Consider the following 26,589-nt stretch of genomic DNA (forward strand, 5'->3'; position numbering starts at 1 on the left):
CGGAAATCGACGGACGGAATGTCTCCATCGCCCGGTTCAGCGGGTGCGGCGATAATGCCAATTCAGACTATGTCCGCCGTTCGCGGCTTGACAGCCGGCGCCGGGCGGCGAGCCCCGGCCCCCGGCTGATCTCCCACGACGTCCTGCGGCGTCATACCGCCGCCATGGCCCGGCAAAGATCTTCATCGCTACCTGAACGGCGAACCGGGACAAATAGCGGAGCTTCGCGACACCCGAAAATTCGCAATCTTTGTGGGACGCCATCCCGTCCGCACGGCCGTACCCGTGAACCCTCCAAGTAAGTTGGTCGCTGCCCGCGAATCGGGGCGATTATCAGAATGGAGGCCAAAGATGAGCGAATTTTCGCGATAAGCAAGACAGGCATATCCACCCCCTGTTCGTGGATATCACGCTCTGAATTGATCGCCGTTGTTTTCCGCAGTGGAGCAGATATGGTCACACCCCTTCGGGAAGAGGAACCCTTCCCGCACTCCCCGTCAAAGGGCATGCCGCTGTCGCAGCGAGGCGCTCCCCGCCACGCCCCCGGCCGGCGGCGTCCGGTGACCTGCTGGACCATCTGCTCCCTCGCCGACGCGAGCGTGGACGCCGCCGCGCTGGCCGCGCCCGTGCTCGACGCCGGGTACGGCGCGCTGCTCGCCGGCCTGGCGGCGGGGCTGCTCGTGCTGCTGAACCTGGCGGGCGGCACGTACCGGATCCGGCTGTCGCCGTCCGTGATGGACGGATGGATGTGGCGCGGCGGATGCGCCGCCGCCATCGCCGGGGCGCTGACCGTCGCCGCCCTCGACCACCAGACGACGCTGGCCGTCTGGACGGGCGAGTCGGCCCGGATCGTCGCCGTCTACCTCGGGCTGACGCTGGTGGGGCGGGGGCTGGTCTGCGCGGTGCTGCGCCAGGCCCGCCGCCGCGGCGCCCGCGTGCCCACGCTGGTCGCCGGGTCCGGCGCGCACGCCAGGAACCTCGCGCTGACCCTGCTGCGGCACACCGAGTACGGCCTGCTGCCCGTCGGCGGCGCCTGCGACGTGCTGGGCCAGGCCCCGTACGCGCCCATCGTGGACGATCCGGAGACCCTGCTCACCATGGCCCGCCGGCACCGGGCCCGCGTGGTCGTCCTGGCCCCGCCGCCGGGCGGCGAGGAGCAGACCCACCGGCTCGCGCAACAGGCCCGGCAGGCGGGGTACCCGGTGTACCTGGCGCCGCAACCCGGCGGCGTGCTGGTCGACTTCGTCCCCGCCGGCGAGCACGTCCGGGGGTTCCCGATGTTGCGCATGCGGCCGTTGCCGCAGCGGCGCGCGTCCTGGCCGCTCAAGCGCGCCCTGGACGTCGTGCTGGCGGCGGCCGGGCTGGTCGTCAGCGCGCCGGTGCTGGCCGCCTGCATGCTGCTGCTGCGCGGGCAGGGAGGGCCCGGCGTGCTGTTCCGCCAGGTCCGGGTAGGGATGGCCGGGACGCCCATCGAGATCATCAAGCTCCGCACGTTCGCCCCGCTGCGCGCCGGCGAGTCCGACACCCGCTGGAGCATCGACGACGACCCCCGCCTGACCCGCGCGGCGCGGCTGCTGCGCTCCTGCTCCCTGGACGAGCTGCCGCAGCTGTGGAACGTGCTGCGCGGCGACATGAGCCTGGTCGGCCCCCGGCCCGAGCGGCCGCACTTCGTGGAGCTGTTCTCCCGCGGCGACCACCACTACGGGCGACGCCACCGGCTGCCCGTCGGCCTCACCGGCTGGGCCCAGACGCACGGCCTGCGCGGCGACACCTCGATCGAGGACCGGGCGCGGCTGGACAACCACTACATCGACACCTGGTCCCTGCGCCGCGACATCAAGATCATGATCCGGACGGTCGGTTGCCTGCTGTGGCCGGGACGATCGTGATCAGGGCGTTCCTGCCGTCCCTGTGCCGCCTGCCGGCCCGTCCCAGCCTGTGGGCCGCGCTGACCGTGATCGCGGTGTGCGTGCCCGACGGACCGCGCGCCGCCGACGTCGTCCAGCCGCGGGTCGCCGACCTGATGTCGCTGGCGCTGCTGGCGTCCGTCGCGGTGAGCCTGGCGCGCGGCGGCGCGCGGCCCGGCCGGTGGGCGCTGCTGGCCGCGCCCGCGGCGCTCGCGGCGACGGCGGCCGCGCTCGCGGCGCCCGACTTCCTGCTGACGCTGCCCGGCCTGGCCCGGTTCCTCCAGGTGTTCGTCCTGGTCCCGGTCGCCGTGACGGTGGCGGTGCGGCAGCGGTCCGACCTGCTGCTGGTGGGCGGGGCCGTCGCGGCCGTGTCGATCGTCCAGGCCGGGCTCGGCTGCTGGCAGGCGCTCACGGGCAGCGGCGCCTCCTACGCCGGCCTGCCGATCCGGGCGGTCGGCACGTTCGGCGCCGGCGAGGTCATGGCGCTGGCCGGCGTGGTCAGCTTCGGGCTGATCATCGCCCTGGCGGTCGCGCTCACCGGCGGCCCGGCCCGGCGCGCCGCCGCCCTGGTCGCGGCGACGGCGCTGTGCCCGCCGCTGGTCATGTCGCTCAGCCGCGGCACCTGGCTCGCGGTGGCCTGCGCCGTCGCGGTGATGCTCGTGCTGCGCGGCGCGCGGCTGGCCGCGCGGGCCGCCATCGCCGCCGTGGCCGCCGCCGGGCTCCTGACGCTCCTGGTCGGGCCCGCCGGCGGGGTCATCGCCGAGCGCGCCGCCTCCATCACCACCTCGGTGGACCAGCCCGACCGGTCGGTGGCCGACCGGTACCAGCTCTGGCAGGCGGCGGCCGGCATGTGGCGGGACCACCCGGTCACCGGCGTCGGCCCCAAGGGGTTCGCCGCCTGGCGGGACACCTACGCGCCGCTGGCCCTGTCCTCGGGCAGCGACGTCGAGGACCCGGCCGGCGGATACCGCCGCGAGCCGCTGCTGTCCCCGCACAACATGTACCTGCTGGTGCTCAGCGAGCAGGGGCTCCTCGGCCTGGCGGCGTTCGCGCTGCTCGTGGGCGGGGCCCTCGTGCGCACCCTGACCCGGCCCGGCCGATCCGGTCCGGCGGGGCTGGCCGCCGCGGGCTTCGTGACGTGGCTGGCGGTGGACTTCGCCTACGCCGACATCGGCGGCGCGACGAGCCTGGTCATGTCGGTCATGCTCGGCCTGGCGACAGGCTGGACGGGCGCCGCCGCGCTCCCGTCGCGGCGGCCCGCGTGCTGAGCCGGGGCGCGGCCGACCTGCGCGCCGCGGCCCTCACCACGATGCTCGTCGGCGCCGGCTCGGCGCTCGGCTACGTCCGCGACCTGCTGATGGCCGCGCTGTTCGGCGCCAACGCCGACACCGACGCCTTCCTGGTCGCCTGGACCGTGCCCGAGACCGCGGCGCCGCTGCTCATCGAAGGGGCGATGGCCCTGTGGCTGGTCCCGCTGTTCAGCACGGCGGCCGGGGCACGGCAGCGGGCGGCGCTGGTGGAGCGGACGTTGCCCGCCCTGACCGCCGCGCTGGCCGCCGTCGCCGTCTGCGCCGCGGCCGGCGCGCCCTGGCTGGTGGCGGCGCTGGCCCCCGGGCTGCCCCAGGGCGGGCTGGCCGTCCAGTGCTGGCGGATCTGCTGCGGCTGCATCGTGCCGTTCGCGCTGGCCGGGTACGCCAGCGCGGCCCTGCGTGCCCACCACGTCTTCGGCCCGCCCGCCGCCACCGGCCTGGCCTACAACCTGGCGCTCGTCGGCTCCCTGGCGCTCTGGCACGACGCGCTCGGCGTACGGGCCGCCGCGTGGGGCGTCGCCGCCGGCGCCGTCCTCATGGTGGCCATGCAGGCGCCGGCGTACCTGCGGCGGGTCGGCCTGCCCCGGCGGCTGCCCCGGCGCCTGGTGCTGCCGGTCGCCGCGCTGCTGCCCATCATCGCCTTCACGCTGCTGCGGCAGGGCCAGGTGCTGGTCGAGCGGGTGCTCGCCGCCGACCTGCCCGCGGGCGCGATCTCCCATCTCAACTACGCCCAGAAGATCGCCCAGGTGCCGATGGTGGTCTCGCTGATGCTGGCCACCGTCACCTATCCGCACCTGGCCCGCAGCATCGCCGCGGGCGACACCCGCCGGGCCTGGCGACTGCTGGCCCGCGACCTGGCGACGGCGGCGGCCGTCACGGTCACCGCCGCCGCGCTGCTGGTCGCCTTCGCGCCCGCGATCGTGGGCGTGCTGCTGCGCCGCGGCGCCTTCGACGACGCCGCCGCCACCGCCACCGAGCACGTCCTGCGGCTCTACACGATCGGCCTGCTGGGCCACACCGTCGTGGGCGTGGTCTGCCGGGCCTACTTCTGCGCCGGAGGGTGGCGCGGGCTGTGGTACCCGGCCCTGGCGATGGCCGCCGGGCTGGCCCTCACCGCGGTGCTGGCCGCGGCGCTCGTCCCCGGCATGGCGCAGGGCGGCATCGCGCTGGCCAACGCCGCCGGGATCACCGTGACCGCCGCGCTCATGCTGGCCGGTCTCCAACGCCTCGGCCTGTCGCCGCTCCGGAGGGCCGCCACGACCGTCAGGGAAGGAGAGCGCGTATGAGCACGCGCATCGGCGCGCTGCCGCTCATCTGGATGTACCACTCCGTCGCCGAGCGCGGCGAGGACCCCTTCGACATCGTCGTCACCCCCGAGCGCTTCGCCGCGCACATACGCTGGCTCGCCCGGCGCGGGCTGCGCGGCGTGTCGGTGCGCGAACTGCTGAACCATCCCGGCGACCGGCGCGGGCTCGTCGGGCTCACCTTCGACGACGGCTACGCCGACTTCGCCACCGACGTCGTCCCGGTGCTGTCGGGATACGGCTTCACCGCGACCGTGTACGTCGTCGCCGGCCGGATCGGCGGCCACAACGCCTGGGACCGCGGCGTCAGCCCCCGCCCCCTGATGGACGCCGGCACGCTGCGCCGGGTGGCCGCCGCCGGCATGGAGATCGGTTCCCACACCCGCAGCCACCTCCACCTGCCGGCCGCCGGCCCCGGCGAGCTGGCCGACGAGCTCACCACGAGCAAGCTCATGCTCCAGGACGTGCTCGGCGCCCCCGTCACCGGCTTCGCCTACCCCTACGGCGAGCTGACCGCCCGCGAGATCGCCGCCGTCCGGCAGGCCGGCTACGAGCACGCCTGCGCCGTCCGCCCCGGCCGGCTCGCCGGGCCGCACGCCCTGCCCCGCCGCTACGTCGGCGACCGCGACACCGCCGCCCGGCTGCTGGCCAAGACCGCCTGCCACCGGCTGCGCTGGGGGCGGCCCCGATGAAGGTCCTGCACGTCATCACCGGGCTGGCCGCCGGCGGGGCCGAGCAGCAGCTGCGCACGCTCCTGCCGCACATGGACTGCGCCAGCGAGGTCGCCGTCCTGACCCGGCCCGGCGCCCTGGCCGACGCCATCAGCGCCGCCGGCACGCCCGTGCGCGCCGTCGGCATGGGCGGCAACAGGGACCTGCGGGCGCTGCCCCGGCTCACCGGCCTCATGCGCGCCGGCCGCTACCAGGTCGTGCACGCCCACCTGTACCGCGCCTGCGTCTACGCGCCGCTCGCCGCCCGGCTGGCCGCCGTGCCGGTCGTCGTCAGCACCGAGCACTCGGCGGGAGCCCGGCACATCGAGGGACGGCCGGTCACGGCGCCCGTCCGCACGCTGTACCGGGCGAGCGCCCGGCTGACGGACGCCGTCGTCGCCGTCTCGCCCACCGTGGCCGACCGGCTGCACGGCTGGGGCCTGCCGCCGGCGCGCGTCGTCACCATCCCCAACGGCGTGGACCTGGCCGCCTTCCGCCACGATCCGCGGGCCGCGAGCCGGGCCCGGCTGAGCCTGGGCATCCCGCCGGAGTCGTTCGTCGTCGGCGGGGTCGGCCGCCTGGTGGCGGGCAAGAACTTCCATCTGCTCGTCGAGGCGCTGCCGCGGCTGGACGGCGCGGTGCTGCTGCTCGTCGGCGCAGGCCCGGAACAATCCCGGCTGCGCTCGCTGGCCGAGCGGCTCGGCGTCGGGCGGCGCGTCGTCTTCGCCGGGGAGAGCATGCACGTGCCCGCCCTGCTGTCGGCCATGGACGTGCTGGCCGCCCCCTCGCAGGAGGAGACGTTCGGCCTGGCCGTCGTCGAGGCGCTCGCCGCCGGGCTGCCCGTGCTGTACGGCGCCTGCCCGGCGATCGACGACCTGCCCCCCGGGACGGTGCCCGGCGCCCGCCGGGTGCCGCCCGACCGGCTGGCCGCCGAGCTGGCCGCGCTCCTCGCCGGACCTCGCACCCGCCTGCCGCCGCCTCCGGCCCTTGACCGCTACGACGTGCGCCGGCAAGCCCGGCGCCTGCACGACCTCTACGACCGCCTGCTCACCAGGCGCCACCAGGAAAGGCTGTCATGACTCACCCGGTCCAGCGCGCCGCCGGCGCGCTCCGCACCTGGTCCCTGCTCGCGCTCCCGCTGATCGGCATGGGGGCGGGGCTGGCGTACTCGCTGACCCAGGAGCCCGTCTACACCGCCGACGCCTACGCGGTCGTCAGCTCGGTACGGCCCGGCGTGCCCACCCAGGAGGCCGACTTCGCGCAGGCCTACGCCAGGGTGACCGTCCACCCCGGCCTGCTCGCCGGGACCGGCGACGCCTACCTGGCCGACGGCGAGCTGCTGCGGACCACGCTGCAGGCGTCGGCCTCGCCGGACGCGCCGCTGATCCGGCTGGCCGCCCTGGCCGCCACCCCGGACGAGGCCGCCCGGCGGGCCAACAGCGCCACGGCCGCGCTCACCGCCTACGCCAACCGGCACAGCGCCGACACCGGCGTCCGGCTGTCCAGCTTCGCGCCCGCCGTGCCGCCCGCCACGCCCAGCTCGCCCCGCCCCCTGCTCGCCACCGCCGTCAGCACGGCCGCCGGCCTGCTGCTGGCCGCCCTGGTGTGGCTGGCGGCCCCCGCCGGGCGACGGCCGGACGACCGGCGGGTCCCGCCCGCGCGCCGGCCGGCCGAGACGGCGTCGGCATGACCACCGCGATCCGCCAAACCCCGGACCTGGCCACCGAGGTCGTGACCGGCGCGGAACGCCTGCGCGCCCTGGCGGGGGAGTGGGCCGGCCTGCACGACCGCTCCCCGGCGGCGACGCCGTTCCAGTCGCACGCCTGGCTGTCGTCCTGGTGGGAGACCTACGGCGACGACCCGGGCCTGAACGCGGTGCTGCTGCGCCGGCGCGGACGGCTGGTGGCCGCCGCCCCCGTCATGACCGTCCGCCGCGCGGGGCTGCGCGTCCTGCGGCCGCTCGGCGGCGACCAGTCCGACTACACGGACGTGCTGATCGAGGACGGCGACCCCGACCTGCCGGCGGCTCTCGGCCGGGCCCTGGCCGAGCTGCCCGGATGGGACGTGCTCGACCTGCCGGAGGTACGCCCCGGGGCCGACGCCGAGCGGCTGGCGGCGGCCTGGCCTGGACGCTCCTGGCGGCTGCCCGCCTCGACCTGCGTCGAACTGCCCGGCGTCCCCCTTCATGAACTGCTCGCCGGGCTGCCCGGCAGGCACGGCACCAAGCTGCGCCGCGAGCTCAGACGCGTGGACGAGGCCCCCATCCAGGTCCGCGACGTGCCGGCCGCCGAGGCCGAGAACGCCGTCGCGCGCCTGCTCGACCTGCACGCCCTCCAGTGGCAGGGCCGCGGCATCAACGTCGAGCACACCCGGCCGCGCTTCCACGCCCACCTGGCGCGGGCCGCCCGGCGGCTGGTGGCCGACCGGCAGGCGAAGCTGACCGAATACCACCTGGACGGCCGGGTCGTCGCGGTGGACCTGCTGGTCGTGGGCAAGGACTTCGTCGGCGGCTACCTCTACGGCACCCATCCCGACCTGCGGGGCCGGCTGGACGTCGTGACCCTGCTGCTGCGCACCGACCTCGGCCTCGCGCACCGGCTGGGCCGGCCGACGATGTCGCTGCTGCGCGGAGCCGAGTCCCACAAGACCAAGTGGGGCGGCCGGCCGGCGGTCAGCAACCGGCTCCTGCTGGCCAGGACGCCGGCCGCGACGCTCTACGCCCTCGCCGCCCGCGCCCGGGTGGGCGGCCGGACGCTCCGCGGCCGCTGGGCGGCGCTCGACCGGGCCCTGCGCAGGCCGCGATGACGACCTTCATCCCGCACGCCCCGCGCGTGCTGCACGTCACCCAGCCCACCGAGGGCGGCGTGGCGGCCTACGTCGAGAGCGCCTGCGCCGACCAGCGCCGGCGGGGCTGGACGGTCGCCGTCGCCGCGCCGCCGCGCGGGCCGCTCGGCGAGCGGCTGGCCGCCCTCGGGCTGCCGCGGCTGCCCTGGCCCGCCGTACGGGCGCCGCATCCGGCGGATCTGGCCGCCGCCGCCGTCCTCGGCCGCATCGTGCGCCGGTTCCGTCCCGACGTGGTGCATCTGCACTCCTCCAAGGCCGGGCTGGTCGGCCGGGCGGTGTTGCGTGGCCGCGTGCCGACGCTGTTCCAGCCGCACGGCTGGTCCTGGCTGGCCGGCGGGGGTGCGCTGGCCGCCGCGGCCGCCTCCTGGGAGCGTGCCGCCACCCGGTGGACGCATCTGGTGCTCTGCGTCGGCCAGGGGGAGCACCGGCAGGCCGGGGACGCGGGCGTGGGGGGCCCGCTGGCCGTCGTCCGCAACGGCGTGGACCTGGCCCGGTTCCGTCCCGCCACGCCGGACGAGCGCGTCGCCGCCCGCCGGGGCCTCGGCCTGCCTCCGCGCGGGCCGCTGGTCGTCTGCGTCGGCCGGGTCACCCGGCAGAAGGGCCAGGACCTGCTGGTGGAATCGTGGCCGCAGGTCGCGGCTCGGGTGCCGGACGCCCGCCTGGCACTCGTCGGCGACGGGGACGACGCCGCCCGCCTGCGCCGCGAGGCGCCGCCCGGCGTCCTCATGCCGGGGGCCAGCGCCGATCCGCGGTCCTGGTACGCCGCCGCCGACCTGGTCGTGCTGCCCTCCCGCTGGGAAGGGCTGCCGCTGACCGTGCTGGAGGCCATGGCCTGCGGGCGGTCCGTGGTGGCGGCCGCCGTCCCAGGCCTGACGGAGGTGGTCACCCCGGCCACCGGGGCGCTGGTCGAGCCGCAGGACCCGCGGGCGCTGGCCGCGGCGATCGTGGCCCGGCTGGCCGATCCGGCCGTGCGGCTGGCGGAGGAACGGGCGGCGCCGTCGCGGGCGGCCGAGTTCGACCTCGGCGTCACCCTCGACCGGCTGGCGGCGCACACGCTGCGCCTGGCCCGGCCGGGTCAGCCAGCGGCCGGTGCCGCCACGGGCGCGGAGGTGACGGCCGGGCGCGGCTGAGCCGGCGGCGAAGCGCTCCCGCCCGGCTCGGGCCCGCTCCCGCCCGGCTCAGGGGAGGGCGCGGGCGGGGACGTCGGGGCGGGGGACGTGGCGGGCGGGGAGGTCGGCGGCGCCGACGGGCCGCGCCGGAAGCCGGGGTCGTGCATGAGCTGCCGGAAGACCCGCGACGACCGCGGGTTGGCCGGGCACTGCCAGACGCCGTGCGGGCAGTAGTCCACGATCGAGTGGTAGGCCACGTCGTGCCGGGCGATCCAGTCGAGCATGTCGCGCACGAACTCCGGCCGGTCCCCGTACCGGAACAGGCCCCACTCGGGGAAGGAGATCGGCTTGCGGTGCGCGGCGGCGAAGTCGGCCTGCGCCTCCAGCCCGTACGGCTGGTCGACGTAGTCGGCGAACCGGTTGCCGGGGCCCTGGTCGTAGCTGTCCATGCCGATGATGTCGACCACGTCGTCACCGGGGTAGCACTCGGTCCAGCCGATGGCGTCCGGGCCCCGGTTGGGGCTGAAGTCGAAGCGGAACCGCTGCCCGGGCACCGCCCGCATCACGGTGACGATCCGCCGCCAGTACGCCTGCCACGCCTCCGGGTCGGCCGAGCAGCGGCTGGAGTAGGTCAGGCCGTTCATCTCCCAGCCCGGGACGATCACCGTGTCCGGCGCGCGCCCGGCCACCAGCGTCCGGGCCAGCCGGTCGAAGTACGGGTCGAACGCGCCGTCCGCGCCGGCGTTCAGCAGCACCGCGACCGCCTCGTCCGGCAGGCCGCCCTCGTTCGGCATGACCATCGGCACGTTGAGCACGAGCATGCGCCCCGGCTTGGCCGCCCGCCACCGCATCCACGGCTGCAGCACGAAGTCCGGCCCGCCCAGGGCGTTCCACGCCTCGCCCGGCACGTACGTCCGGCCCACCCGGACCTCCGCGCCCAGCCACGACTCGAACGCGCCCAGCAGGTGCGGCCCGCGCCAGTCGGAGGCGAGGAACACCCCGAACGGCACGGACGACAGGTCGGCGCGGGCCCCGGCGGACGGCTGCTGCTTGGCGCGCTTCGCGCTCAGCGCCGGCGGGATCACCGCGGCGACCACGGCCAGCAGCGCGCAGACCCATGCCATCCTCACGGTCATCGCCCGCCCCCTCCCTTACAGGGTGTATCAGCTCACGTACCCGGAGAGAGAACGATCGTGATCAAGCCACTGCAAAGTGATCGCCGCGGACGCCGGGGCCGCACGCCGCCGGGGGGCCGTAAAGCATTGGAGGGCGGCGGCCGGCGGCCGGTAGGGTGCCGATCATGGCCTGCCGCGTCTCCGAACCGATCGTCCCCGGCCGGGACGCCTCCTGGTTCTGCCTGCTGCGCGCCCGCCTGAGCTGACAGCCGCCCCCCTGACCCCCTTCGTGAGGACTTCGCGCGCATGACGCCGCCTGCTCTCTAGACCTGACACCTTCCCGCGCATCGGTCGCCGACGGACGCCGTCGGCTCTGTTCTCCGTGCTCTTCGTCAGGTCTTCAGAGAGATCATGTCTTCACATCCTCATATCGTGCTGCCCTGGGTGGTGCGGCGCACCCGCCTGCCCCTGCTCGTCCTGCGGTGCGTGGCCTGCCCGTCCGGACGGGCCACCGTCGGTGACGGCCGGTTCCGCGTCAACGCCAACGGCAAGCTGCTCGACGTCTGGCTCCTGGTCAACTGCGTGGCCTGCGACCGGACCGGCAAGCTCACCGTCCACCACCGGGTTCCGGTCCGCTCGCTGGACGCGGGCCTGCTGGCCGGGTACTCGGGCGACTCGCCGTCCCTCGTGGCGCGGGCCCTGCTCGACCCGGCGACCGCCCGCCGGAACCGGTACGCCCTCGACTGGGACGGGTGCTGGGAGCTCGACGCGCCGCCCGTCCCCGAGAGTCCGTGGCCCGTCCGGATCAGGGTCGCCTTCGACGACCCCGTCCCGCTGCGTCCCGAACGGCTGATCGGCCTCGGGCTGGGCGTCGGCCGGGCCGAGGTCGCCCGCCGCATCAAGATCGACATCCCACCGAATCGGAGGACGAGACAGGACTTCTCCTTTCTGCTGATGTAGGCCGGGACTGCCGGCCCGGCGATGTAGGCCGGGACTGCCGGCCCGGCGATGTAGGCCGGGGCTGCCGGCCCGGCGGGCGGTCGTCCGCCCGCCGGGAGCGCGACAGCAGGCGCCCGGCGAGGGCCGCGGCGAGGCCGGCCAGCCCGGCGGCCGCGAAGCCACCTCCTGGCAGCGCGGCGTCGATCGCCAGCCCGGCGATCGGCGCTCCGAGCGCGAACCCCGCGCTCGCCGCCGACGCCTGCAGGCCCGTGGCCTCGCCCCTCACGCCAGGAGGCGCCAGCCGGCTCACCGCGTCGGCCACCGTGGACAGTGTCGGCGCGGTGAGCAGTCCCGCGCCGACGACGGCCAGGCACAACCAGCGCCAGTCGTGGGCCACCCCGGCGGGGACCGTCAGCAGCCCGAGCAGCCCGAGCAGCAGCCACGTCGGCATCGCCCGCCGCAGCGTGCCGTGGACCAGGCCGCCGGCGACGGACGTCACGCCGAACACGGCCACGACCACGGCGGCCCAGGACACCTGGCCCGCCTCCTTGAGCGTGGCCACGATCGCCAGGTCGATGCCGCTGAGCAGCGCCGTGGCGCCGAACCCCATCACCAGCATGGCGACCATGCGGCGGTCCAGCCATTCGCGGCGCGGCGGACGTACGGGCGAGCCGGTCTCCACCTCGCCCGCGGCCCGCAGCGGCGGATCGAGCAGGGCGACGCCGATCCCGCCGGCCGCGATCACCGCCCCGAGCCCCCACGCCACGGCCTGGGGGGACAGCTCCGCCGCGCAGAGGATCACCACCGCCGGCCCCACCATGTACGCCAGCTCGCCCTGCACCGACTCCAGCGCGAACGCGGCCCGCCGCTGCCCCGGCGTCGTCATCGCGGCGATGGCCTGCCGCGTCACCGCCTGGACCGGCACCATCAGCAGCCCCGCCGCGAAGGAGGCGACCACCAGCACCGCGTACGGCAGGACGGGCATGCTCGCCCAGAACACCGCCTGCGCCGCGACGGTGATCGTGAGCACGGCGCGCAGCCCCCGCCGGTCCGTCATGCGGCCCAGCAGCGGCCCACCCAGCGCAACCCCGGCGGTCAGGGCGGCCGCGACGCCGCCCGCCGCCACGTAGCCCAGGTCCAGGCCCAGCACGACGTACATGGTCAGCGCGGTCACGTCGGCGGTGATCGCGGCACGGGCCGGCAGCGAGACGCCCAGCAGCGCCGCCATCCCCCGCACGGCGAGAACCTGTCGGTATCCGGTCACACCGGCGACGCTAGGTCGTCCCGGAAGGCCATAGGAAGACGTTGTTTCGTTGGACCCGGCATAATGGATGCTTATGGCCAGGGACCTGGAGACGGCGTTGCTGCGGTCGTTCGTCACGGCTGTGCGCGCGGGCAGCATCAGCCGCGCCGCGACCGCGCTCGGGCACACCCAGCCCGCGCTCAGCCAGCAGTTGCGCAAGCTGGAGAGCGCGGTCGGCCGCCCGCTGCTCCACCGGTCGCCGTCCGGGGTGTCGCTGACGCGGGCGGGGGAGGAGCTGCTGCCCTACGCCGAGCGCATCCTGTCGCTGTCCGCCCAGGCGCTCACCGCGGCCGGGCGCGCGCTCACCGGCCGCTGCGGCGTCGGGCTGCTGGAGGACCTGGCCGCGGCGCAGCTCCCGCAGGCCCTCGCCGACCTGGCCCGGCTGCACCCCGGCGCGACGCTGGAAGTTCTGAGCCTCTCCGGCGTCACGATCCGGGAGGCCTACCACGCGGGCCGCGTGCAGCTCGTCCTCGACGAGGCGGCCGACCTTCCCGCGGCGCCGCGCTGGACCGTGCGGCGTCCGCTGGTGTGGGCGGTAGGCCACGGCGTCGATCAGGCCGCCGATCCGCTGCCGGTGGTGCTGTTCACCGGGACGTGCGCGTGGCGCACGTCGGTGGTGGAGACGCTCGACCGCACCGGCCGGCGGTGGCGGCCGGTGTTCGAGAGCAACAGCCTGGCCGGCGTGCTGGCGGCGCTGCGGGCCGGGCTCGGGGTCGCCGCGCTCATGCCCGGCAACCTCGAACCGGACATGGCCCGCCACGACCCGGACGCCCTGCCCGCCCTGCCCGACGTCGAGCTCGGCCTGGCCCGGCACCCGCAGACCGAGGGCGACGCGCTGATCGACGCCGTGGAGACCGCGCTGCGCCGCATGGTCTGAGCGCCGGGCGTGGAGACCGCGCGGCGGCGCGTGGCCTGAGCGCCGGGCGTGGAGACCGCGCGGCGGCGCGTGATCTCGGCGGCGCCGGGCTCAGAGCACGAGGGCGATCTTGCCGTTCAGCCGGCCGCGCCGGAAGTGCTCGTGGGCCGCCCGTACGTCCCGCAGGCCGTACTGGGCCTCGACCCGGGCCCTGACCTGGCCCGCGTCGACGGCCTTGGCCAGCTCGGCGAGGCCGGGGCCGTCCTCGCGCACCTGGTTGACGGTGGTGCGGACCGATCGATGAGCCAGGTCGGGCACCGGCCCGGCCTGGGTGGCGACGGAGGCGTAGCGGCCTCCGTCGGCCACGGCCTCGACGGCGAAGGCCCCGAAGGTGTCGAAGACGGCGTCGTAGGCCCCCGCCGGAAGGTCGGCCGGGTCGGTCGTGACCCGTTCGGCCCCCAGCTCCGTGGCCGCCTCGACCTGCGCCGGCCTGGAGACCAGCGCGTCCACCCGGGCGCCGCGCGCCCGCGCGAGCTGGACGGCCAGCCCGCCCACCGCGCCGGCCGCGCCCGCCACCAGCAGCCGCTCGCCCGCCCGGACGTTCAGCCAGTCGAGCGTCTGCAGGGCGGTGAGCCCCGGCAACGGCAGCGTCGCCGCCTCGACCAGGCTGACCGCCGACGGCGCGACGGCCAGCGAACCGGCCGGCATGGCCACGAGGTCGGCCCACGTCCCCCGGCCCGTGCCGAGCTGGTGGGACATGCCGAAGACCCGCTCGCCCACGGGCAGCGCATCGTCCCGGCTGTCCACGACGATGCCCGCAAGCTCCCATCCCAGGGTCGCCGGCAGGGGTGGGCTGCCCGCTCCGATGGCCCCTTCGCGGGTCTTGTCGTCAACCGGGTTCAGGGCGGAGGCGACGACCCTGACCAGCACCTCGCCGTCCAGGGCCCGGGGCGGCGGCGCCTCGGCGACCGTCAGGACGTCCGGGCCGCCGAAGCGGGTGATCCGCACAGCACGCATGTTCAACTCCTCGATATCTGTGGAAAAGCAAAAGGTCACCGGTCGAGCAGCCCCAGGGCCGGGAGCGCTGCGGCCAGCCGCGGATCGGCCTCGGCGGCCTCCTCCAGGGCGGTCCTCAGCGTCGCCTCGTAGGTGACGTTCGCCTCGGCGTAGCGGGCCCGGCCCGCGTCGGTGATGACGGTGTAGACCCCGCGCTTGTCGTCCGGGCACAGGTCCCGGTACGTGAGGTCCGCCGTGTTCAGCCGGGTCACCAGCCGGGTCACGGAGCTCTGGTTGAGCCCGATCTTGTCGGCCAGCTCCTGCATGCGCAGCTCCCCGGCGTCCGAGGTGGCGAGATGGCCGAGCGCCCGGTACTCCGACAGGCCGATGCCGTGCCGCCGCTGGAGAGCGGTGGCCAGGGCGTTCTCCACGCGGGCGTGCAGCAGCAGGACGTCGTTCCAGGAGCTGGACACCGCCGAGGGCGCGGGGGCCGGGTGCGGAGTGGATGCCGTCGGAGCCATGGAAGCCTCCTCCTTCTCTGAGGACCCGGTTTCTCGGACGCGGGATTGACAAAAGCATACATGCACATGCAAGCTTCTCTCTGTCGCACCAACCGCTTGCACGTACATGCAAATAAAGAAGGGTCCTGAGATGGCCTGGATCTACCTGCTCATCGCCGCCGTCTTCGAAGTCGTCTTCGCCCTGGCCACCAACGCCACCGAAGGCTTCACCCAGCTGTGGCCGTCCCTGCTGACCGCCGCCGCCGCGGCCGGCGGGATCTTCTTCCTGAGCCTGGCGCTGAAGACCCTGGACGTCGGCGTCGGCTACACCGTCTGGACGGGCATCGGCTCGGTCGGCACCGTGCTGCTCGGGTCGGTGATCTTCGGGGAGGAGCTGACCGTCTGGAAGGGGCTGGCCTTCGTGCTGATCATCGGCGGTGTGCTGGGGCTCAAGCTCGCCGACCGCCTGTCCGCCGCCAAGCCCGCAGCCACTGAGCCCGCCACCACCAAGCCCGCCGCAGTCTGACCATCCGCCCACCACTGCCCAAGGAACGTCATCATGGCCTGGATCTACCTCTCCATCGCGATCGTCTTCGAGATCGGCTTCGCGCTCGGCACCAACGCCACCCAGGGCTTCACCCGGCTGTGGCCCTCCGTCTTCACCCTGCTGTCGGCCGCCGGCGGCATCTTCACCCTGAGCCTGGCGCTGAAGACCCTGGACGTCGGCGTCGGCTACACCATCTGGACCGGCATCGGCTCGATCGGCACGGTCGTCCTCGGCGCGCTGATCTACAAGGAGAAGATCACCCCGGCCAAGCTCGCCTCGTTCGCCGCGATCATCGGCGGCGTGGTGCTCCTCAAGATCGCCGCAGGCGTCTGACCGGCGGCGCGGGCGGCCCGGGTGCCGCCGGCGGGACGGGCGGCCCCTGGCCGCGCAGCCGGTCCATCTGCCGCCACTCGGGCCGCAGTCCCGTCAGGCTCGTGGTGAGGGCGTAGACCGCGCCGCCGGCGAGCAGCACCGGCGTCAGCCCCGCGACCGCCACCAGCGCCCCGGCCGCCAGCCCGCCGAGCGGGATGCCGGCCCAGGCGAGGGAGTCCTTCAGCGCGTTGACCCGGCCCAGCAGGCTCCGGGGCACCCGCTCGTAGGAGATCGCCCCGAGGATCGGGTTGAGGAACCCGCCGGCGAACCCGCCCGCCGCGAACACCGCCACGATCGCCCACAACGGCGGATCCGCCGCCAGGACGAGGAACCGGGTCGGCCCGGCGAGCAGGAACGCCACGAAGAAGACGGGCCTGCGCCGCATCCGGTGCGCCACGGCGGCCGCGACCAGGCTGCCGCCGACCGCCGTCAACCCCATGACGCTGCTGTTCAGGCCGACCACGGCGGCGCCGTGACCGGACTCCCTGGCCCACACGAACACCAGCACCTGGCCGAAGGCCGCGTCGAGCAGGTTCGTGACGCCGACCATGACGACCACGGACAGCAGCAGCGGCTCGCCGCGCAGGAACGCGAAGCCCTGGCCGAACCGCCGCCAGTACCCCTCCTTCGCCTCCTGTCCCTCCTCCGCCGGGGCGCGGCGCCCCATGCCGCGCGGCAGCGCCCATGTCACGATCACCGAGCCGAGCGCGAAGCAGGTGACGCTGATGCCGAGGCTGGCCAATGGCCCGAGCAGCGCCACCACCGCCCCGCCCGCCGCGGGCCCCACCGTCTGGGCCAGCCGCTCGGTCACGCCCATCAGCCCGGTGGCGCGCTCCAGCGGCACCCGTCCGCGCTCGGCCGCCTCGGGAATCATGATCTCCTTGGCCAGGTCGCCCGGACCGCGGGCCGCGCCGACCACCGCGACGAGGGCGATCAGCGCGCCCAGCGGCAGCAGGTCCAGGGCGTGCAGGAGGACGACCGTCCCGGCCGCCGCGGCGCTCACCACGTCCCCGATCCAGGAGATCCGGCGCGGCCCGGCCCGGTCGGCCAGCGGCCCGGCCAGCGCCTTGACCAGCACGTACGGGGCCATCTCGGCGAACGCCACCATCCCGGTCCGCGCCGGGCTCCCGGTCGTCGTCAGGACGAACCAGGGCAACGCGATGGCCGACACCCGCGTCGCGGTCAGCGACACCGTCATGGCCGCGAGCAGCCCGGCCATCGGTCGTAACGACTCGCGCGACGTCATGACGTGATCTCGGGCTCTTCGGGCGTTTCGGGTGGCTCGGGCAGGAGCTGGGTGATCAGCGAGACCCGTGCGGCCCCTTCGGGCGCGGGCCGGCCGGGCAGGTCGTGGCGGTAGCGGTCGACGACCTCCGCCAGCTCCTGGCGCAGCCGAAGCCCCTCCTCCGGGGTGATCCGCAGTGTGACGGAGCTGAGGTCGAGCACCCGCCGCCACTCCGCGGGCATGGTCGGCAGCTCGTTCAGCGTCCGCTGGGTGCGCAGGCCGTACAGGGCGGCGATGGACTGCATGTAGGCCAGCACCGCCTCGGGCTCCCGCTCCGACAGCTCGTCGTCGGTGAGCCGGGTGACGTGGTGGACCGAGCGCCACCAGCGTTCGCGGGCGTTGCCGCGCTCGGTGTCCTCCGCGACGAATCCGGCGTCGCCGAGCCTGCGCAGGTGGTAGCTGGCGGTGCCCGAGTTCACCCCCAGGCGTTCGGCCAGGCGGGTGGCGGTGGACGGGCCGTGCTTGCGCAGCAGGTCGACGAGTTGCACCCGTACCGGGTGGGCCAGCGCCCGCAGGCCCTTGGCGTCGAGGACGACCACGCTCTCGGAGGGTTCGGTCATACCTCGCAGCCTAGATTGCAAACAGTTCTTCGCAAAGACTTCTTCGCGAAGAACTGTTTGCAATCAGGAATCACGGGAGGGTGCCCACTCCGATCCGGCAGGCGGGTCGGCGATCCGGCGCCTGATCGCCCGGGACGCCTCCCGCCCGTCCGCGATCAGACTTGCCACTCCGCGCACGACACCACGTCGAACCCCCGGCTGGGGAAGACGGCGTCCACGAAGAAGTCGTGCAGCGCCGGGTCGCCGTCGCCGCAGCCGTCGCCGAGCACCGTCACCTGGTAGCCGCGGTCGGCCGCGTCGTAGCAGGTCGCGGCCACCATCGCGCTGGTGGCGACCCCCGCGACCGCCACGGTGGTGACGCCCCGCGCGCGGAGCACGAGGTCGAGATCGGTGCCGGCGAACGCGCTGGCGCGGCGCTTCAGCACGACGACGTCCTCGTCGGCGACCGGCAGGGCGAGCTCGGTTCCGGCTGAGCCCTCGTGGAAGGCGTCGCCGGCCTCGAAGAACGACTTCATCAGCGCGCTGCCGGGCGGCACGTCGGCCCCGTTGGGCCGGAAGGCGAAGTGCACGAACACCACCAGGACGCCGGCCGCCCGCGCCCGGGGCAGCAGTTCGGTGAGCGGCGGCACGACCTTCTGGGCGAACGGGTAACCGCCCGTGATGCCCCGCTGGAGGTCGCCGATGATGAGTGCAGTGGTCACGACATGCTCCGTCCAGTGTTTCCGGCGGGCACGACGGCCCGCGCCCCCTCCGGCCAAACTGGGATCACAGTAGGCAAGAGTTGAGATATCAGCAACCCGAGCGCGCGCGGCGACCGTCGTCCCGGCGCGGTGGCCTCCGCATGCCGTTGTTCCTCCTGGCCCACGTGGCTCACGTCTCCATCGCCTTGCCCGACACCGTGGGCGGCATCCTCGCTCGGCGTGGCGGGGATGCCGCTCGTCGCCGTTCCCGGGCCCGGCGAGCCGGCCTCGGCGCGCGGGGGTCAGTTGCCCCAGACCTGGACGGGGCGCAGGTAGGCGGTGTCGTACACCTGGTCGGCGCCGCCGGGCCCGCCGCTGGTGTTCGGCCCGTACGGGTCGTTGACGACCCACCTGCCGTCATCGGTGTAGCCCTTGATGAGGACGATGTGCCCGGCGGAGGTCATCTGGCCGGACACGGCGACGAGGTTGCCGATGTCGATCTGGTGCCGGACGAAGTCCGGGTTCCAGCCGCTCTGCTGGGTCCAGCCGGTGTGCCGGTTCATGTATCCGAACATGTCCGCCCAGACCGCACCGTACTGCGGGTCGTAGATCGCGCCGTGCGCGCCCTTCCACGCGCCGTTGCCGGAGTAGTCGGGCGCGGTCCAGGAGAACGTCGAGCCGTTGTAGTCGTACTGGTCGGTCACGTAGAGGCCGTAGGGCGAGTAGTGGCGGCCGCCGTAGTTCACCCACAGGCCCCACTCGCCGAGCTGGTACCCGGCCAGCGTCATGACGGCGGTGGTCGGGCCGCACGAGCCGCGCCCGTCGAACTCGTCCCGCGTGTCGTAGATCTGGTTGATGTGCACGGCGCGGTTCGTCCGGCCGCCGGCCAGCGAGCGGGACGCGCCGTCCAGGCTCGCCGCCGCGAGCGGCTGCGCCGCGCCGCGCGCCACCGCGTCCGCCCCGACGGCACGCTCCCCGAGCCGGGCCGAGGCCAGCCGCACCCGGTCGCCGTCGAACCCGTCGATCCCGAACTCCGACGTCACCCCGCTGACCACCCGTACGGGCGCGCCGCCCGACACCCGGGCCACGAAGGTGCCCGACTCCTCGCGCGTACGGGCGGCCGTCGCCGCCGGGTCGGCCGCGGCCTGCGTCTGGGACGTGCACGGCTGGGCGGCGTAGGCGATCCGGTCGCCGTCCGCGCTCCACACCGCCTCGCGGTAGGCCGTCCCGGAGCTCGCTCCGTAGGTGGCCACGGTCCGGCCGTCGAGGTCGGCGAGCCCGAGTTCGGAACGTCCCGAGCACAGGTACGGCCCGGACCGCCGGATGAAGCTGACGAGCTGACGGTCCCCGTTCACCAGGCGGAAGTCGGCGTACACCTGGCCGTGGGCGGCATCGCCGGCGATGAGCAGCGTCACCGAGCCGTCGGCCAGCGCGACGCGCAGCAGGCCAGCCGCGTACCGCCGGTCGTCGCGGGCGTCGGGGTAGGCGGCCACGAAGGCCGCGCTCGCGTCCCGCGACAGGCCCACGACCTCGACGCGGGCGCCGGGGATCGCGGCGATCCGGCGTCCGGGCGCCTCGGGGGAGCCCGCGTACAGGTCGGCGCCGGCCTGCCCGGCGACCGTGTAGGCGAGGCGGGTGCCGGCCGGGGAGAAGGCGGCGGAGACTACCTTGCCGCGGACGAGGGTACGGGCACGGCCGGTGCCGGTGTCGTAGGTCATCAGGCGGCTGCCGCGGGAGCCGTCGTGGTCGGGGATGACGGCGACGTGTCCGGGGCCTGCGGCGGTCACGACGCCGTCCGACTTCTCCGGTTGCGTGAGGTGGATGCGCGGCCGGCCGCCGATCAGCACGTCGAACCCGTCACCGGTCCGTAAGGTGCTGACACTCTGATCGGTGGCGTCGGCGGCGTGCGCTGTGGCGGCGCCGGTCAGCGCCGTCACCGCGGTCAGCGCGGTGACGGCGGCCGCCAGGAGTGATTTCCGGCATTTCCTGAACTTGAGTGACATGACCGTCCTTCGGTAGATCGCGGAATTCGCTCCCAAAGCGTGAACCGCGGCCCCGGCGAAGGCACGTCGTCAAAATGTCTGACCGTGATCAGTGGTCGTGGGTGGTTTGGGGGACATGGCCGGTGTGGCGGAAACACCTGGCATGCGCGGACGGCGTCCGGGGCTCATCCTGCGATCGTGAGGGGCAGGCCGGACAGCAGGCGGTCGCGCAGGACGTCGCCGCGGACGCCGATCTCGGGCAGGTCGTCGGGGCCGGGGTCGCCGCTGATCAGCAGTTCGGGCACGAGGAGGCGGCTGAGCGGGACGTCGGGCGACGGGTCGGCCAGGGCGCCGACGGCGTCGTCGTCGGACAGGTCGAGCCAGGCCGGCGTGAGGACCCGGCCGTGCAGGGTGCCGGTGACCAGGTCGGGGCAGAACTCCCGCCAGAAGATCGAGACGGTGGTGCGCAGGTCGCCATGGATCATCACCAGCTTGTCGGTCATGTCGCCGACGAACGTCTCGGCCGTCACGTGGCCGCGCACGACCAGCTTGGCGTCACCGGCCAGGTAGACGTTGCGCGCCCGCAGGTCGCCCAGGACGATCAGCGCGGCGCAGCCGTCGTCCACGTCGGTGACGTTGCCGTCGACGGTCAGGTCGCCGTCCACGATGTAGCCGGTCGCGGCGTCGGGGGCGTCCTCGTGCCACGGCGTGCGGTCGTGCTCGTCGAGGGGGAGTTCGCCGGTCACCGTGGCGGGGCCGGGCACGAGGATGTACTCCTCCTCGTACAGGTTCTCGTACGTCTCCTTCGGCAGGCCGCGCCGCTCGAACAGGTCAACCGCATCGTCCCAGGCGAGGTAAGTCGATCGCATGCGCGTGACCCTGGCAATCGGGCCGGGCGGCATCCGCCCGGCACGGGCCTTTCGCTGGCCGGGATCAGGCGTCACTGTGAGGAGGTGTACGTCACCGTGCAGTTGCCCATCGTGGACCTGCGGCCGCTGCTGCCGGCCGACCCCCGGCGGCGCGAGCCGCCGCGCTGGCCGCGGCCCGACCGCGCCTTCCCGAGCCGGTCTCCGGAGCACCACCGCTCCGACCACGTGCGCGGCGTGGGCGCCGTACGGCCGCGGCTGCGCGGCGGGGTGGCCCCCTGGATCTCCGAGTCCTACTACGTCGACGTCGGCAACCTCGTCCGGCTCACCCGGCAGCGGCACGAGGAGGGGTTCCACCGCTCGGTGACGGTGACGCCGGTGCTGCGCAACTTCTACGCCGACCGGGTCGTGAACCGGCTGGAGGTGGGCTTCCGGCGCCGCCTGCTCGACCCGAACCGGATCTGGGACGGCGCGGAGAACGTCGTGCGGCTGGCCATGTCGGCGACCACCTGGCTGCGCGGCGAACGCGCGGCCCACTCGCCGTTGGTGGCCTTCGGACCACGGTTCGCGCGGCACCTGCTGGAATGCACGTCCGCGGTGGCCGACCCGGAGGACTGGTGGGTGCGCGCGGGCGCGCCGTCCGTCGTCGTGGAGGACTACCACTGGCGCTACAAGGCCGTCCATCACGCGTGGGTGCGCGAGGCCGGGCTGCGGGTGTCGATGTGGAAGGTGATCCCCGCCCACGATCAGGACAGGCCGGACGAGGAGCTGCGGCGGATGCGCGTGCTGCTGTCCCGGCTGCACGCCGAGTACGCGGCCGTCGAGCAGGTGCTGGCGCTGTGCGAGGACGGCCGGCTGGACGTGCGACGGCCGGAGGTCGAGCGGTACCTGATGCGCGCGCTCGACCTGCTGCTGCGCCCCTCGCGGTACGGGTTCGCCGCCGCCGAGATGCTGGCGCAGATGCTCGCCCGCACCCAGGAAATCTACGCCGACACCGTGCAGACCCTCGACCACCTGGCCGGCTCGTCGGGGAACGCGGTCATCGCCGCCCGGGTCGAACAGCTCCGCGTCCTGATGGCCGCCGCCGGGTCCGAACGGCCCTTCCACTACTCGCCGGAGGTCAACGTGACCACGTTCAACCGCAGCACCTTCACCAACAGCGCGATCAGCACCGGCAGCGGGGACGCCACGGTGCACAACGCCTCCGGCGACGGCGCGGCCGAGCTGCGGGCGCTGGTGGAGGAGCTGCTCGACGCCGTCCACGTGCTCCGCGACGAGCTGCCCGAGGAGCGGGCGGCGGCGGCCGAGGACGCGGCCGACGGCGTGCGGCGCGAGCTGGACAGGACGCCGGACCAGCGCAGCGAGGGCGGCCTCAAGGCCCGGCTGAAGACGATCTTCGAGATCGCCTCGGACGCGGGCGCGGCGGGCAGCGCCCTGGCCGGCGTGGTCACCGCCATCCAGGTCATCCTCGGCGTGACATGAGACGACCGGGGCGTCCGCGGCGTGGCGTGCGGCGGCCTCCGGGGGACGTAACCCCCGGAGGGTGACGCTTCGCCCGGAACGACGCGCGATCCGGGCAGGCTGTGACGCCTGAAGAGGACCTACACACAGTCGAGGCCGTGACTCCCAGGTGGCCTACGGCCCCGGGGCGGCCTGCCCTCGAGTCTAGTGACCGAAGCCGGGACCGGCCAGGCCGCGTCCGACACCGCGCACGCGGGGCTCGTACGATGTCCGGGTGCGGTCAGTTGCGCCGGTTCGCGGTCATGTGCCCGGATGGGAGATCACTGTCCCGTCGCGGCCCGTCGGTTTGCCCGGGGTCGTCATGGCCGGGTTCAGCGACCGGGCCAACGAGTTCCGCGACCTCGCCCTCGTCCCGCACCCGTCGGTCACCCTGCTCTTCGACCTCGGCGACGAGCCGTTCGTCATCGAGGACGGCCACGGCTCCCGGCAGCTCGGACGCGTCGTCGCCGGGCTCGCGCCCCGGCAGGTGCGGGGGAGCGGCCTGGCCCGCCGGATGGAGTGCCTGCAGATCCGGTTGTCGCCGATGGCGGCGCACGCCGTCCTGGGCGCGTCCGCCGAGCTGAGCGGCACGGTGGTCGCGCTCGACGACCTCTGGGGGCGCGAGGCCGAACGCGTCCAGGAGCGGCTGCGGGCCGCCCGGACGTGGGAGGACCGGTTCGCGATCGCGCGCGACGCGCTGGCCAGGCGGTCCGACCAGGGCCGGGTCGCCGATCCGGAGGTCGCCTTCTCGTGGCGGCGGATGGCGGCCACCGGCGGGCGGGTGCCCGTCGAGCGGCTCGCCGCCGAGGCGGGCTGGAGCCGCAAGCGCCTGTGGGCCCGGTTCCGGGCACAGGTCGGCCTCACGCCGAAGCGGGTCGCCCGGCTCATCCGCTTCGACCAGGCGGCCCACCGGCTGGCCGCCGGTGAGCGGGCCGCCCTGGTGGCCGTCGAGAGCGGTTACGCCGACCAGTCGCACCTGCACAGGGACGTCATGACCTTCGCGGGGGTGACGCCGGCCGCGGTCGCGCTCTCGCCGTTCCTCGCGGTGGACGACGTCGCCTGGCCGTCCGGGCCTCCCCGCGACCTCGCCTGACGGCTCACCCCCGGCCCCCGGCCGACCAGGCGGAGCGCGGCGCCCGCCGGGCCGAGGACGTGACGGCCGGGGCCCTCGACCGGTTCCGCTCGCTGTCGCTGTGGCGGGGGCGTTCGTGCTCTTCCTCTACGGCAGGCGCGGGTGAGGCGTCGGCTCCTCGTGGACGACTTTGGTGATCTCGTGGGCGGCTTTGGTGATCTCGTGCACCGCGACCGGCCGCCCGTGGCTCGGGACCACCGTCTCGAACGCGAACCGCAGGCCGAGCTTGTCCATCACCCGGCGGGACCGCTGGTTGTCCACGTGCCGGATGCTGACGATCCGGTCGAGGCCGCACTCGGCGAACCCGAACCGCAGCAGCCGTCCGGCCGCCTCGGTGGCGTAGCCGTGGCCCCAATGCTCGCGTCCGAGCCGCCAGCCGATCTCCACGGCGGGCAGGATCTCGGGGAGGAACGCGGGCACCGCCAGGGCGACCCAGCCGGCCGTCAGCCCGGTCTCGCGCACCACGACGGAGAGCAGCCCGTGCCCGCTCTCCTGCCAGTCCCGCCGGGCGCGCGCGACCCACGCCGCCGTGCGTTCCCGGTCCGGCGGCAGGACGGAACCGTCGCCGATGTACCGCATGACCTCGGGATCGGCGTTCATGGCGGTGAAGGGGTCGAGGTCGTCGTCGTCCGGTTGACGCAGCAGCAGCCGGTCGGTCGTCATGGGGATCACCAGGTGATGATGCCAGAACCAGGCGCGGACGGTCCCGCGGCGCAGAGCCCCCCACGTCACGACCGCCGCGTACACGCCCAGGACGGCGAGCCCCGCCGCCGGGGTCAGCCGCAGCAGCCAGCCGGCGACGGCGTCGGGCAGCAGCGTGGACGCCGTCAGGCCGTACGGCAACGCGACCAGCACGAGCGCGACGAGACGATCCGGGCGACCGGCTGAGCCACGCCCGCGAGAGCCTACGGCTCCTCGGCGTCGGCGAGGGTCTTGTGGACGACGCCGATGGAGACGTCGGCGACCGTGAAAACCGCTGTCCGATCACCGAAGCCCGGTGATAGACATCCGGCGTGGAAATGCATCTTGAGTTCCCTGACCTGCTCCGACTGATCGATGAGCGGTCGGCCGCCTTCCGCGCCACGGTCGCCGCCGCGCCCGGTCTCGACGCACAGGTGCCGACCTGTCCCGGGTGGGCGCTGTTCGATCTGGTGGAGCACCTGGGCGGGGGAGACCGTTTCTGGGCCGCCATCGTCGGCGCGGGGCCTGCCGAGGCTCCCCCGGCCGAGGCCGTCGCCGCGCGCGCCGCGCTGGAAGCGCCGCGGGAGCGCGAGGCACTGTTGGCCTGGCTGGAGGAGTCGACGCGACTGCTGCTGAACGCCCTGCGGGAGGCGGGCCCGGACGCCGGCTGCTGGGCCTGGTGGAGTGCCCTGCAGACGCCGCGGACCTCCGGCGGAGTCGCCCGGCACCGGGTCCAGGAGAGCGCGGTGCACACCTACGACGCCCAGCTCGCCGCGGGCGCGCCGCAGCCGCTGCCGGCCGAGGTCGCCCTCGACGGTGTCGAGGAGTTCCTGTTCACCTGCGTCGCGACGCCCAGCGCCTGGCCGCACAAGCCCACGGCCTTCGACTTCCACACCGCCGAGGGCCGCTCCTGGCGCCTCACGGTCGACGGCGACGGCGCACGCTCCACCCGCGTCCCCGCCCCCGGCGAGGCCCCGGACGCAGCCGGCGTCTCCGTCCACGGCACGGCCGGCGAGTTGGTCCTCTACCTGTACGACCGCATCCAGGCCGCCTCCTTGCGCGTCGACGGAGACGCAGGGCTGCTCGACCTGCTGCGCGCCTGGGAACCGGAGGAGTAGGCCCGCCGCTCGGGTCCCTGCCACCAGGGCAGGGAGACGGGATCGCCCCGTCCCCCTCTCATATGCCTGCCCTTCTGGACGAGTCCTGCGGTGGGCCGCGGGGTTCAGCTGGGCTCGGGTTCCACCGGGAGCCAGAGTTCGGCGTCGGCTTCGGTCTTGTCCGGTGACAGGTGGGTGCGCAGGATCTCGGGGCCGGTGCGGGTGCGGTACGGGTTCGACGGGAACCACTCGGTGAACACGTCCCGCCACAGCTCCTGGATGGCCTGTGGCACCGGCCCGGAGGTGGTGAAGACCGCCCACGTACCGGCGGGGACGGCCAACGTGGTCGTGCCCTCCGGAGCGGCCGCGGAGGTGATCACGCCATGGTGGTAGCCGAGTTCGGTGCCCTCGGCGCGGCTGGGGTCCATGTCGTCGCAGACCGCGACGACGCCGTGCGGCTCCTGGTCCGACAGCTTCTCCAGGCGCTCCAGAGTTCGCGCGTCGATCCCACGGACGAAGTCCATGATCGCCTGGTTAGGGCCGGTGTGCACCAGCGGTACCCGGGTCCTGAAGCCGACGACGGTGAAGGCCGCCCTGTCCACGACGCGGTACCGCATACTGCTCCTCCCCTCGATGACGAGGCGGAAGGCCATCCGGGACTGCGAGTTGAGCGCGGCGCCGGTATGCCGGGCCTCGCCCGGTCCGATGCCGTGCATGGCACGGAACGCCCGCGCGAACGCCTCACCGGAGCTGTAGCCGTAGCGCACCGCGATCTCCAGCAGCGTTTCACGCCCCGCGAGTACTTCGGCGCCCGCGAGGGTGAGCCGGCGGCGCCGGACGTACTCCGACAGCGGCATGCCGGCCAGCGCGGAGAACATCCGGCGCAGGTGGTGTTCGGAGGTGGCCGCGATGCGTGCCAGCTCCGCCACGTCGAGGGCCTGGTCGAGGTGGCGCTCGATGTGCTCCATGGCCTGGTTCAGCCGGTCCAGCATGC

26 protein-coding genes are annotated in these 26,589 nt (G+C 74.6%); 15 read left to right on the plus strand and 11 right to left on the minus strand.

Annotated features, from left to right (window positions below):
* Window positions 1–506: 506 nt before the first annotated feature.
* Genes ACIBQ8_RS05510 through ACIBQ8_RS05545 form a run of 8 tightly spaced genes read left to right on the plus strand, consistent with a single transcriptional unit; the run spans window position 507 to window position 9,205 of the window.
* Complete coding sequence (locus tag ACIBQ8_RS05510) at window positions 507–1,889, plus strand: exopolysaccharide biosynthesis polyprenyl glycosylphosphotransferase (protein WP_397191228.1); 1,383 nt, start codon at window positions 507–509, stop codon at window positions 1,887–1,889.
* A complete protein-coding gene (locus ACIBQ8_RS05515) occupies window positions 1,871–3,175 on the plus strand; it encodes an O-antigen ligase family protein (protein ID WP_397191229.1) in 1,305 nt (434 codons plus the stop codon). The genes ACIBQ8_RS05510 and ACIBQ8_RS05515 overlap by 19 nt, the downstream gene beginning before the upstream one ends.
* Window positions 3,169–4,503, plus strand: coding sequence for a lipid II flippase MurJ (locus ACIBQ8_RS05520; RefSeq protein WP_397191230.1), 1,335 nt, complete (start codon window positions 3,169–3,171; stop codon window positions 4,501–4,503). Before ACIBQ8_RS05515 ends, ACIBQ8_RS05520 begins: the two co-directional genes overlap by 7 nt.
* The gene (locus tag ACIBQ8_RS05525) at window positions 4,500–5,213 is read left to right on the plus strand and encodes a polysaccharide deacetylase family protein (protein ID WP_397191231.1); all 714 of its coding nucleotides are present in this window, start codon (window positions 4,500–4,502) and stop codon (window positions 5,211–5,213) included. Before ACIBQ8_RS05520 ends, ACIBQ8_RS05525 begins: the two co-directional genes overlap by 4 nt.
* On the plus strand, window positions 5,210–6,310 hold the full coding sequence (locus tag ACIBQ8_RS05530) for a glycosyltransferase (RefSeq protein ID WP_397191232.1): 1,101 nt from the start codon (window positions 5,210–5,212) through the stop codon (window positions 6,308–6,310). The genes ACIBQ8_RS05525 and ACIBQ8_RS05530 overlap by 4 nt, the downstream gene beginning before the upstream one ends.
* Entirely contained in the window at window positions 6,307–6,921 is a 615-nt protein-coding gene (locus ACIBQ8_RS05535) for a hypothetical protein (protein ID WP_397191233.1), read from the plus strand. The genes ACIBQ8_RS05530 and ACIBQ8_RS05535 overlap by 4 nt, the downstream gene beginning before the upstream one ends.
* The gene (locus tag ACIBQ8_RS05540; protein WP_397191234.1) at window positions 6,918–8,036 is read left to right on the plus strand and encodes a GNAT family N-acetyltransferase; all 1,119 of its coding nucleotides are present in this window, start codon (window positions 6,918–6,920) and stop codon (window positions 8,034–8,036) included. The genes ACIBQ8_RS05535 and ACIBQ8_RS05540 overlap by 4 nt, the downstream gene beginning before the upstream one ends.
* Window positions 8,033–9,205 carry a glycosyltransferase gene (locus ACIBQ8_RS05545; protein ID WP_397191235.1) on the plus strand — a complete coding sequence of 391 codons (1,173 nt, stop codon included), beginning with the start codon at window positions 8,033–8,035 and terminating at the stop codon, window positions 9,203–9,205. Before ACIBQ8_RS05540 ends, ACIBQ8_RS05545 begins: the two co-directional genes overlap by 4 nt.
* On the opposite strand, the gene ACIBQ8_RS05550 is transcribed toward ACIBQ8_RS05545, so the two are convergent.
* Window positions 9,151–10,320: a glycoside hydrolase family 26 protein gene (locus ACIBQ8_RS05550; RefSeq protein ID WP_397191236.1), complete on the minus strand. Its 1,170-nt coding sequence runs from the start codon at window positions 10,318–10,320 to the stop codon at window positions 9,151–9,153. The two genes, ACIBQ8_RS05545 and ACIBQ8_RS05550, sit on opposite strands and share 55 nt — an antisense overlap.
* A gap of 411 nt (window positions 10,321–10,731) precedes the next feature.
* Here ACIBQ8_RS05550 and ACIBQ8_RS05555 point away from each other — a divergent pair, with 411 nt between their 5' ends.
* Window positions 10,732–11,259, plus strand: a complete 528-nt coding sequence (locus ACIBQ8_RS05555; RefSeq protein ID WP_397191237.1) for a DUF1062 domain-containing protein — start codon at window positions 10,732–10,734, stop codon at window positions 11,257–11,259.
* On the opposite strand, the gene ACIBQ8_RS05560 is transcribed toward ACIBQ8_RS05555, so the two are convergent.
* Window positions 11,198–12,502 carry an MFS transporter gene (locus ACIBQ8_RS05560; RefSeq protein ID WP_397191238.1) on the minus strand — a complete coding sequence of 435 codons (1,305 nt, stop codon included), beginning with the start codon at window positions 12,500–12,502 and terminating at the stop codon, window positions 11,198–11,200. The genes ACIBQ8_RS05555 and ACIBQ8_RS05560 overlap by 62 nt on opposite strands.
* A gap of 73 nt (window positions 12,503–12,575) precedes the next feature.
* On the opposite strand from ACIBQ8_RS05560, the gene ACIBQ8_RS05565 reads away from it, so the two are divergent.
* Window positions 12,576–13,418 (plus strand): LysR family transcriptional regulator, encoded by an 843-nt coding sequence (locus ACIBQ8_RS05565; RefSeq protein ID WP_397191239.1) that lies wholly within the window; start codon window positions 12,576–12,578, stop codon window positions 13,416–13,418.
* Between the two features lie 90 nt (window positions 13,419–13,508).
* Here ACIBQ8_RS05565 and ACIBQ8_RS05570 read toward each other — a convergent pair whose 3' ends face one another.
* Both ACIBQ8_RS05570 and ACIBQ8_RS05575 read right to left on the minus strand, forming a co-directional pair.
* Window positions 13,509–14,414 carry an NADP-dependent oxidoreductase gene (locus ACIBQ8_RS05570; protein WP_397191240.1) on the minus strand — a complete coding sequence of 302 codons (906 nt, stop codon included), beginning with the start codon at window positions 14,412–14,414 and terminating at the stop codon, window positions 13,509–13,511.
* 35 nt (window positions 14,415–14,449) lie between these two features.
* The gene (locus ACIBQ8_RS05575) at window positions 14,450–14,914 is read right to left on the minus strand and encodes a MarR family winged helix-turn-helix transcriptional regulator (protein ID WP_397177693.1); all 465 of its coding nucleotides are present in this window, start codon (window positions 14,912–14,914) and stop codon (window positions 14,450–14,452) included.
* 130 nt (window positions 14,915–15,044) lie between these two features.
* Between ACIBQ8_RS05575 and ACIBQ8_RS05580 the strand changes: the two genes are divergently transcribed.
* Window positions 15,045–15,419 (plus strand): DMT family transporter, encoded by a 375-nt coding sequence (locus tag ACIBQ8_RS05580; RefSeq protein ID WP_397177695.1) that lies wholly within the window; start codon window positions 15,045–15,047, stop codon window positions 15,417–15,419.
* A 33-nt stretch (window positions 15,420–15,452) separates the two neighbouring features.
* Window positions 15,453–15,773, plus strand: coding sequence for a multidrug efflux SMR transporter (locus tag ACIBQ8_RS05585; protein ID WP_357979246.1), 321 nt, complete (start codon window positions 15,453–15,455; stop codon window positions 15,771–15,773).
* Here the strand turns inward: ACIBQ8_RS05585 and ACIBQ8_RS05590 are convergent.
* The 5 genes from ACIBQ8_RS05590 to ACIBQ8_RS05610 form a co-directional block, all read right to left on the minus strand.
* Window positions 15,751–17,058, minus strand: coding sequence for an MFS transporter (locus ACIBQ8_RS05590; RefSeq protein WP_397191241.1), 1,308 nt, complete (start codon window positions 17,056–17,058; stop codon window positions 15,751–15,753). The two genes, ACIBQ8_RS05585 and ACIBQ8_RS05590, sit on opposite strands and share 23 nt — an antisense overlap.
* The gene (locus ACIBQ8_RS05595) at window positions 17,055–17,657 is read right to left on the minus strand and encodes an ArsR/SmtB family transcription factor (protein WP_397177699.1); all 603 of its coding nucleotides are present in this window, start codon (window positions 17,655–17,657) and stop codon (window positions 17,055–17,057) included. Before ACIBQ8_RS05595 ends, ACIBQ8_RS05590 begins: the two co-directional genes overlap by 4 nt.
* A gap of 155 nt (window positions 17,658–17,812) precedes the next feature.
* Window positions 17,813–18,358 (minus strand): cysteine hydrolase family protein, encoded by a 546-nt coding sequence (locus ACIBQ8_RS05600; RefSeq protein WP_397177701.1) that lies wholly within the window; start codon window positions 18,356–18,358, stop codon window positions 17,813–17,815.
* Between the two features lie 281 nt (window positions 18,359–18,639).
* The gene (locus ACIBQ8_RS05605; protein WP_397191242.1) at window positions 18,640–20,340 is read right to left on the minus strand and encodes a C39 family peptidase; all 1,701 of its coding nucleotides are present in this window, start codon (window positions 20,338–20,340) and stop codon (window positions 18,640–18,642) included.
* Between the two features lie 164 nt (window positions 20,341–20,504).
* A complete protein-coding gene (locus tag ACIBQ8_RS05610) occupies window positions 20,505–21,188 on the minus strand; it encodes a hypothetical protein (RefSeq protein WP_397177704.1) in 684 nt (227 codons plus the stop codon).
* A gap of 84 nt (window positions 21,189–21,272) precedes the next feature.
* Between ACIBQ8_RS05610 and ACIBQ8_RS05615 the strand changes: the two genes are divergently transcribed.
* Both ACIBQ8_RS05615 and ACIBQ8_RS05620 read left to right on the plus strand, forming a co-directional pair.
* A complete protein-coding gene (locus ACIBQ8_RS05615; protein ID WP_397191243.1) occupies window positions 21,273–22,667 on the plus strand; it encodes a hypothetical protein in 1,395 nt (464 codons plus the stop codon).
* A 340-nt stretch (window positions 22,668–23,007) separates the two neighbouring features.
* Window positions 23,008–23,778 (plus strand): helix-turn-helix domain-containing protein, encoded by a 771-nt coding sequence (locus ACIBQ8_RS05620; protein ID WP_397191244.1) that lies wholly within the window; start codon window positions 23,008–23,010, stop codon window positions 23,776–23,778.
* Window positions 23,779–23,904: 126 nt separating this feature from the next.
* On the opposite strand, the gene ACIBQ8_RS05625 is transcribed toward ACIBQ8_RS05620, so the two are convergent.
* On the minus strand, window positions 23,905–24,672 hold the full coding sequence (locus ACIBQ8_RS05625) for a GNAT family N-acetyltransferase (protein WP_397191245.1): 768 nt from the start codon (window positions 24,670–24,672) through the stop codon (window positions 23,905–23,907).
* Window positions 24,673–24,836: 164 nt separating this feature from the next.
* On the opposite strand from ACIBQ8_RS05625, the gene ACIBQ8_RS05630 reads away from it, so the two are divergent.
* Entirely contained in the window at window positions 24,837–25,616 is a 780-nt protein-coding gene (locus ACIBQ8_RS05630) for a maleylpyruvate isomerase family mycothiol-dependent enzyme (protein WP_397191627.1), read from the plus strand.
* 104 nt (window positions 25,617–25,720) lie between these two features.
* Here the strand turns inward: ACIBQ8_RS05630 and ACIBQ8_RS05635 are convergent, their stop codons facing one another.
* Window positions 25,721–26,587 carry a GyrI-like domain-containing protein gene (locus tag ACIBQ8_RS05635; protein ID WP_397191246.1) on the minus strand — a complete coding sequence of 289 codons (867 nt, stop codon included), beginning with the start codon at window positions 26,585–26,587 and terminating at the stop codon, window positions 25,721–25,723.
* Window positions 26,588–26,589 lie beyond the last annotated feature (2 nt).

This window comes from Nonomuraea sp. NPDC049646 (assembly GCF_044465525.1).
Lineage (GTDB): Bacteria > Actinomycetota > Actinomycetes > Streptosporangiales > Streptosporangiaceae > Nonomuraea.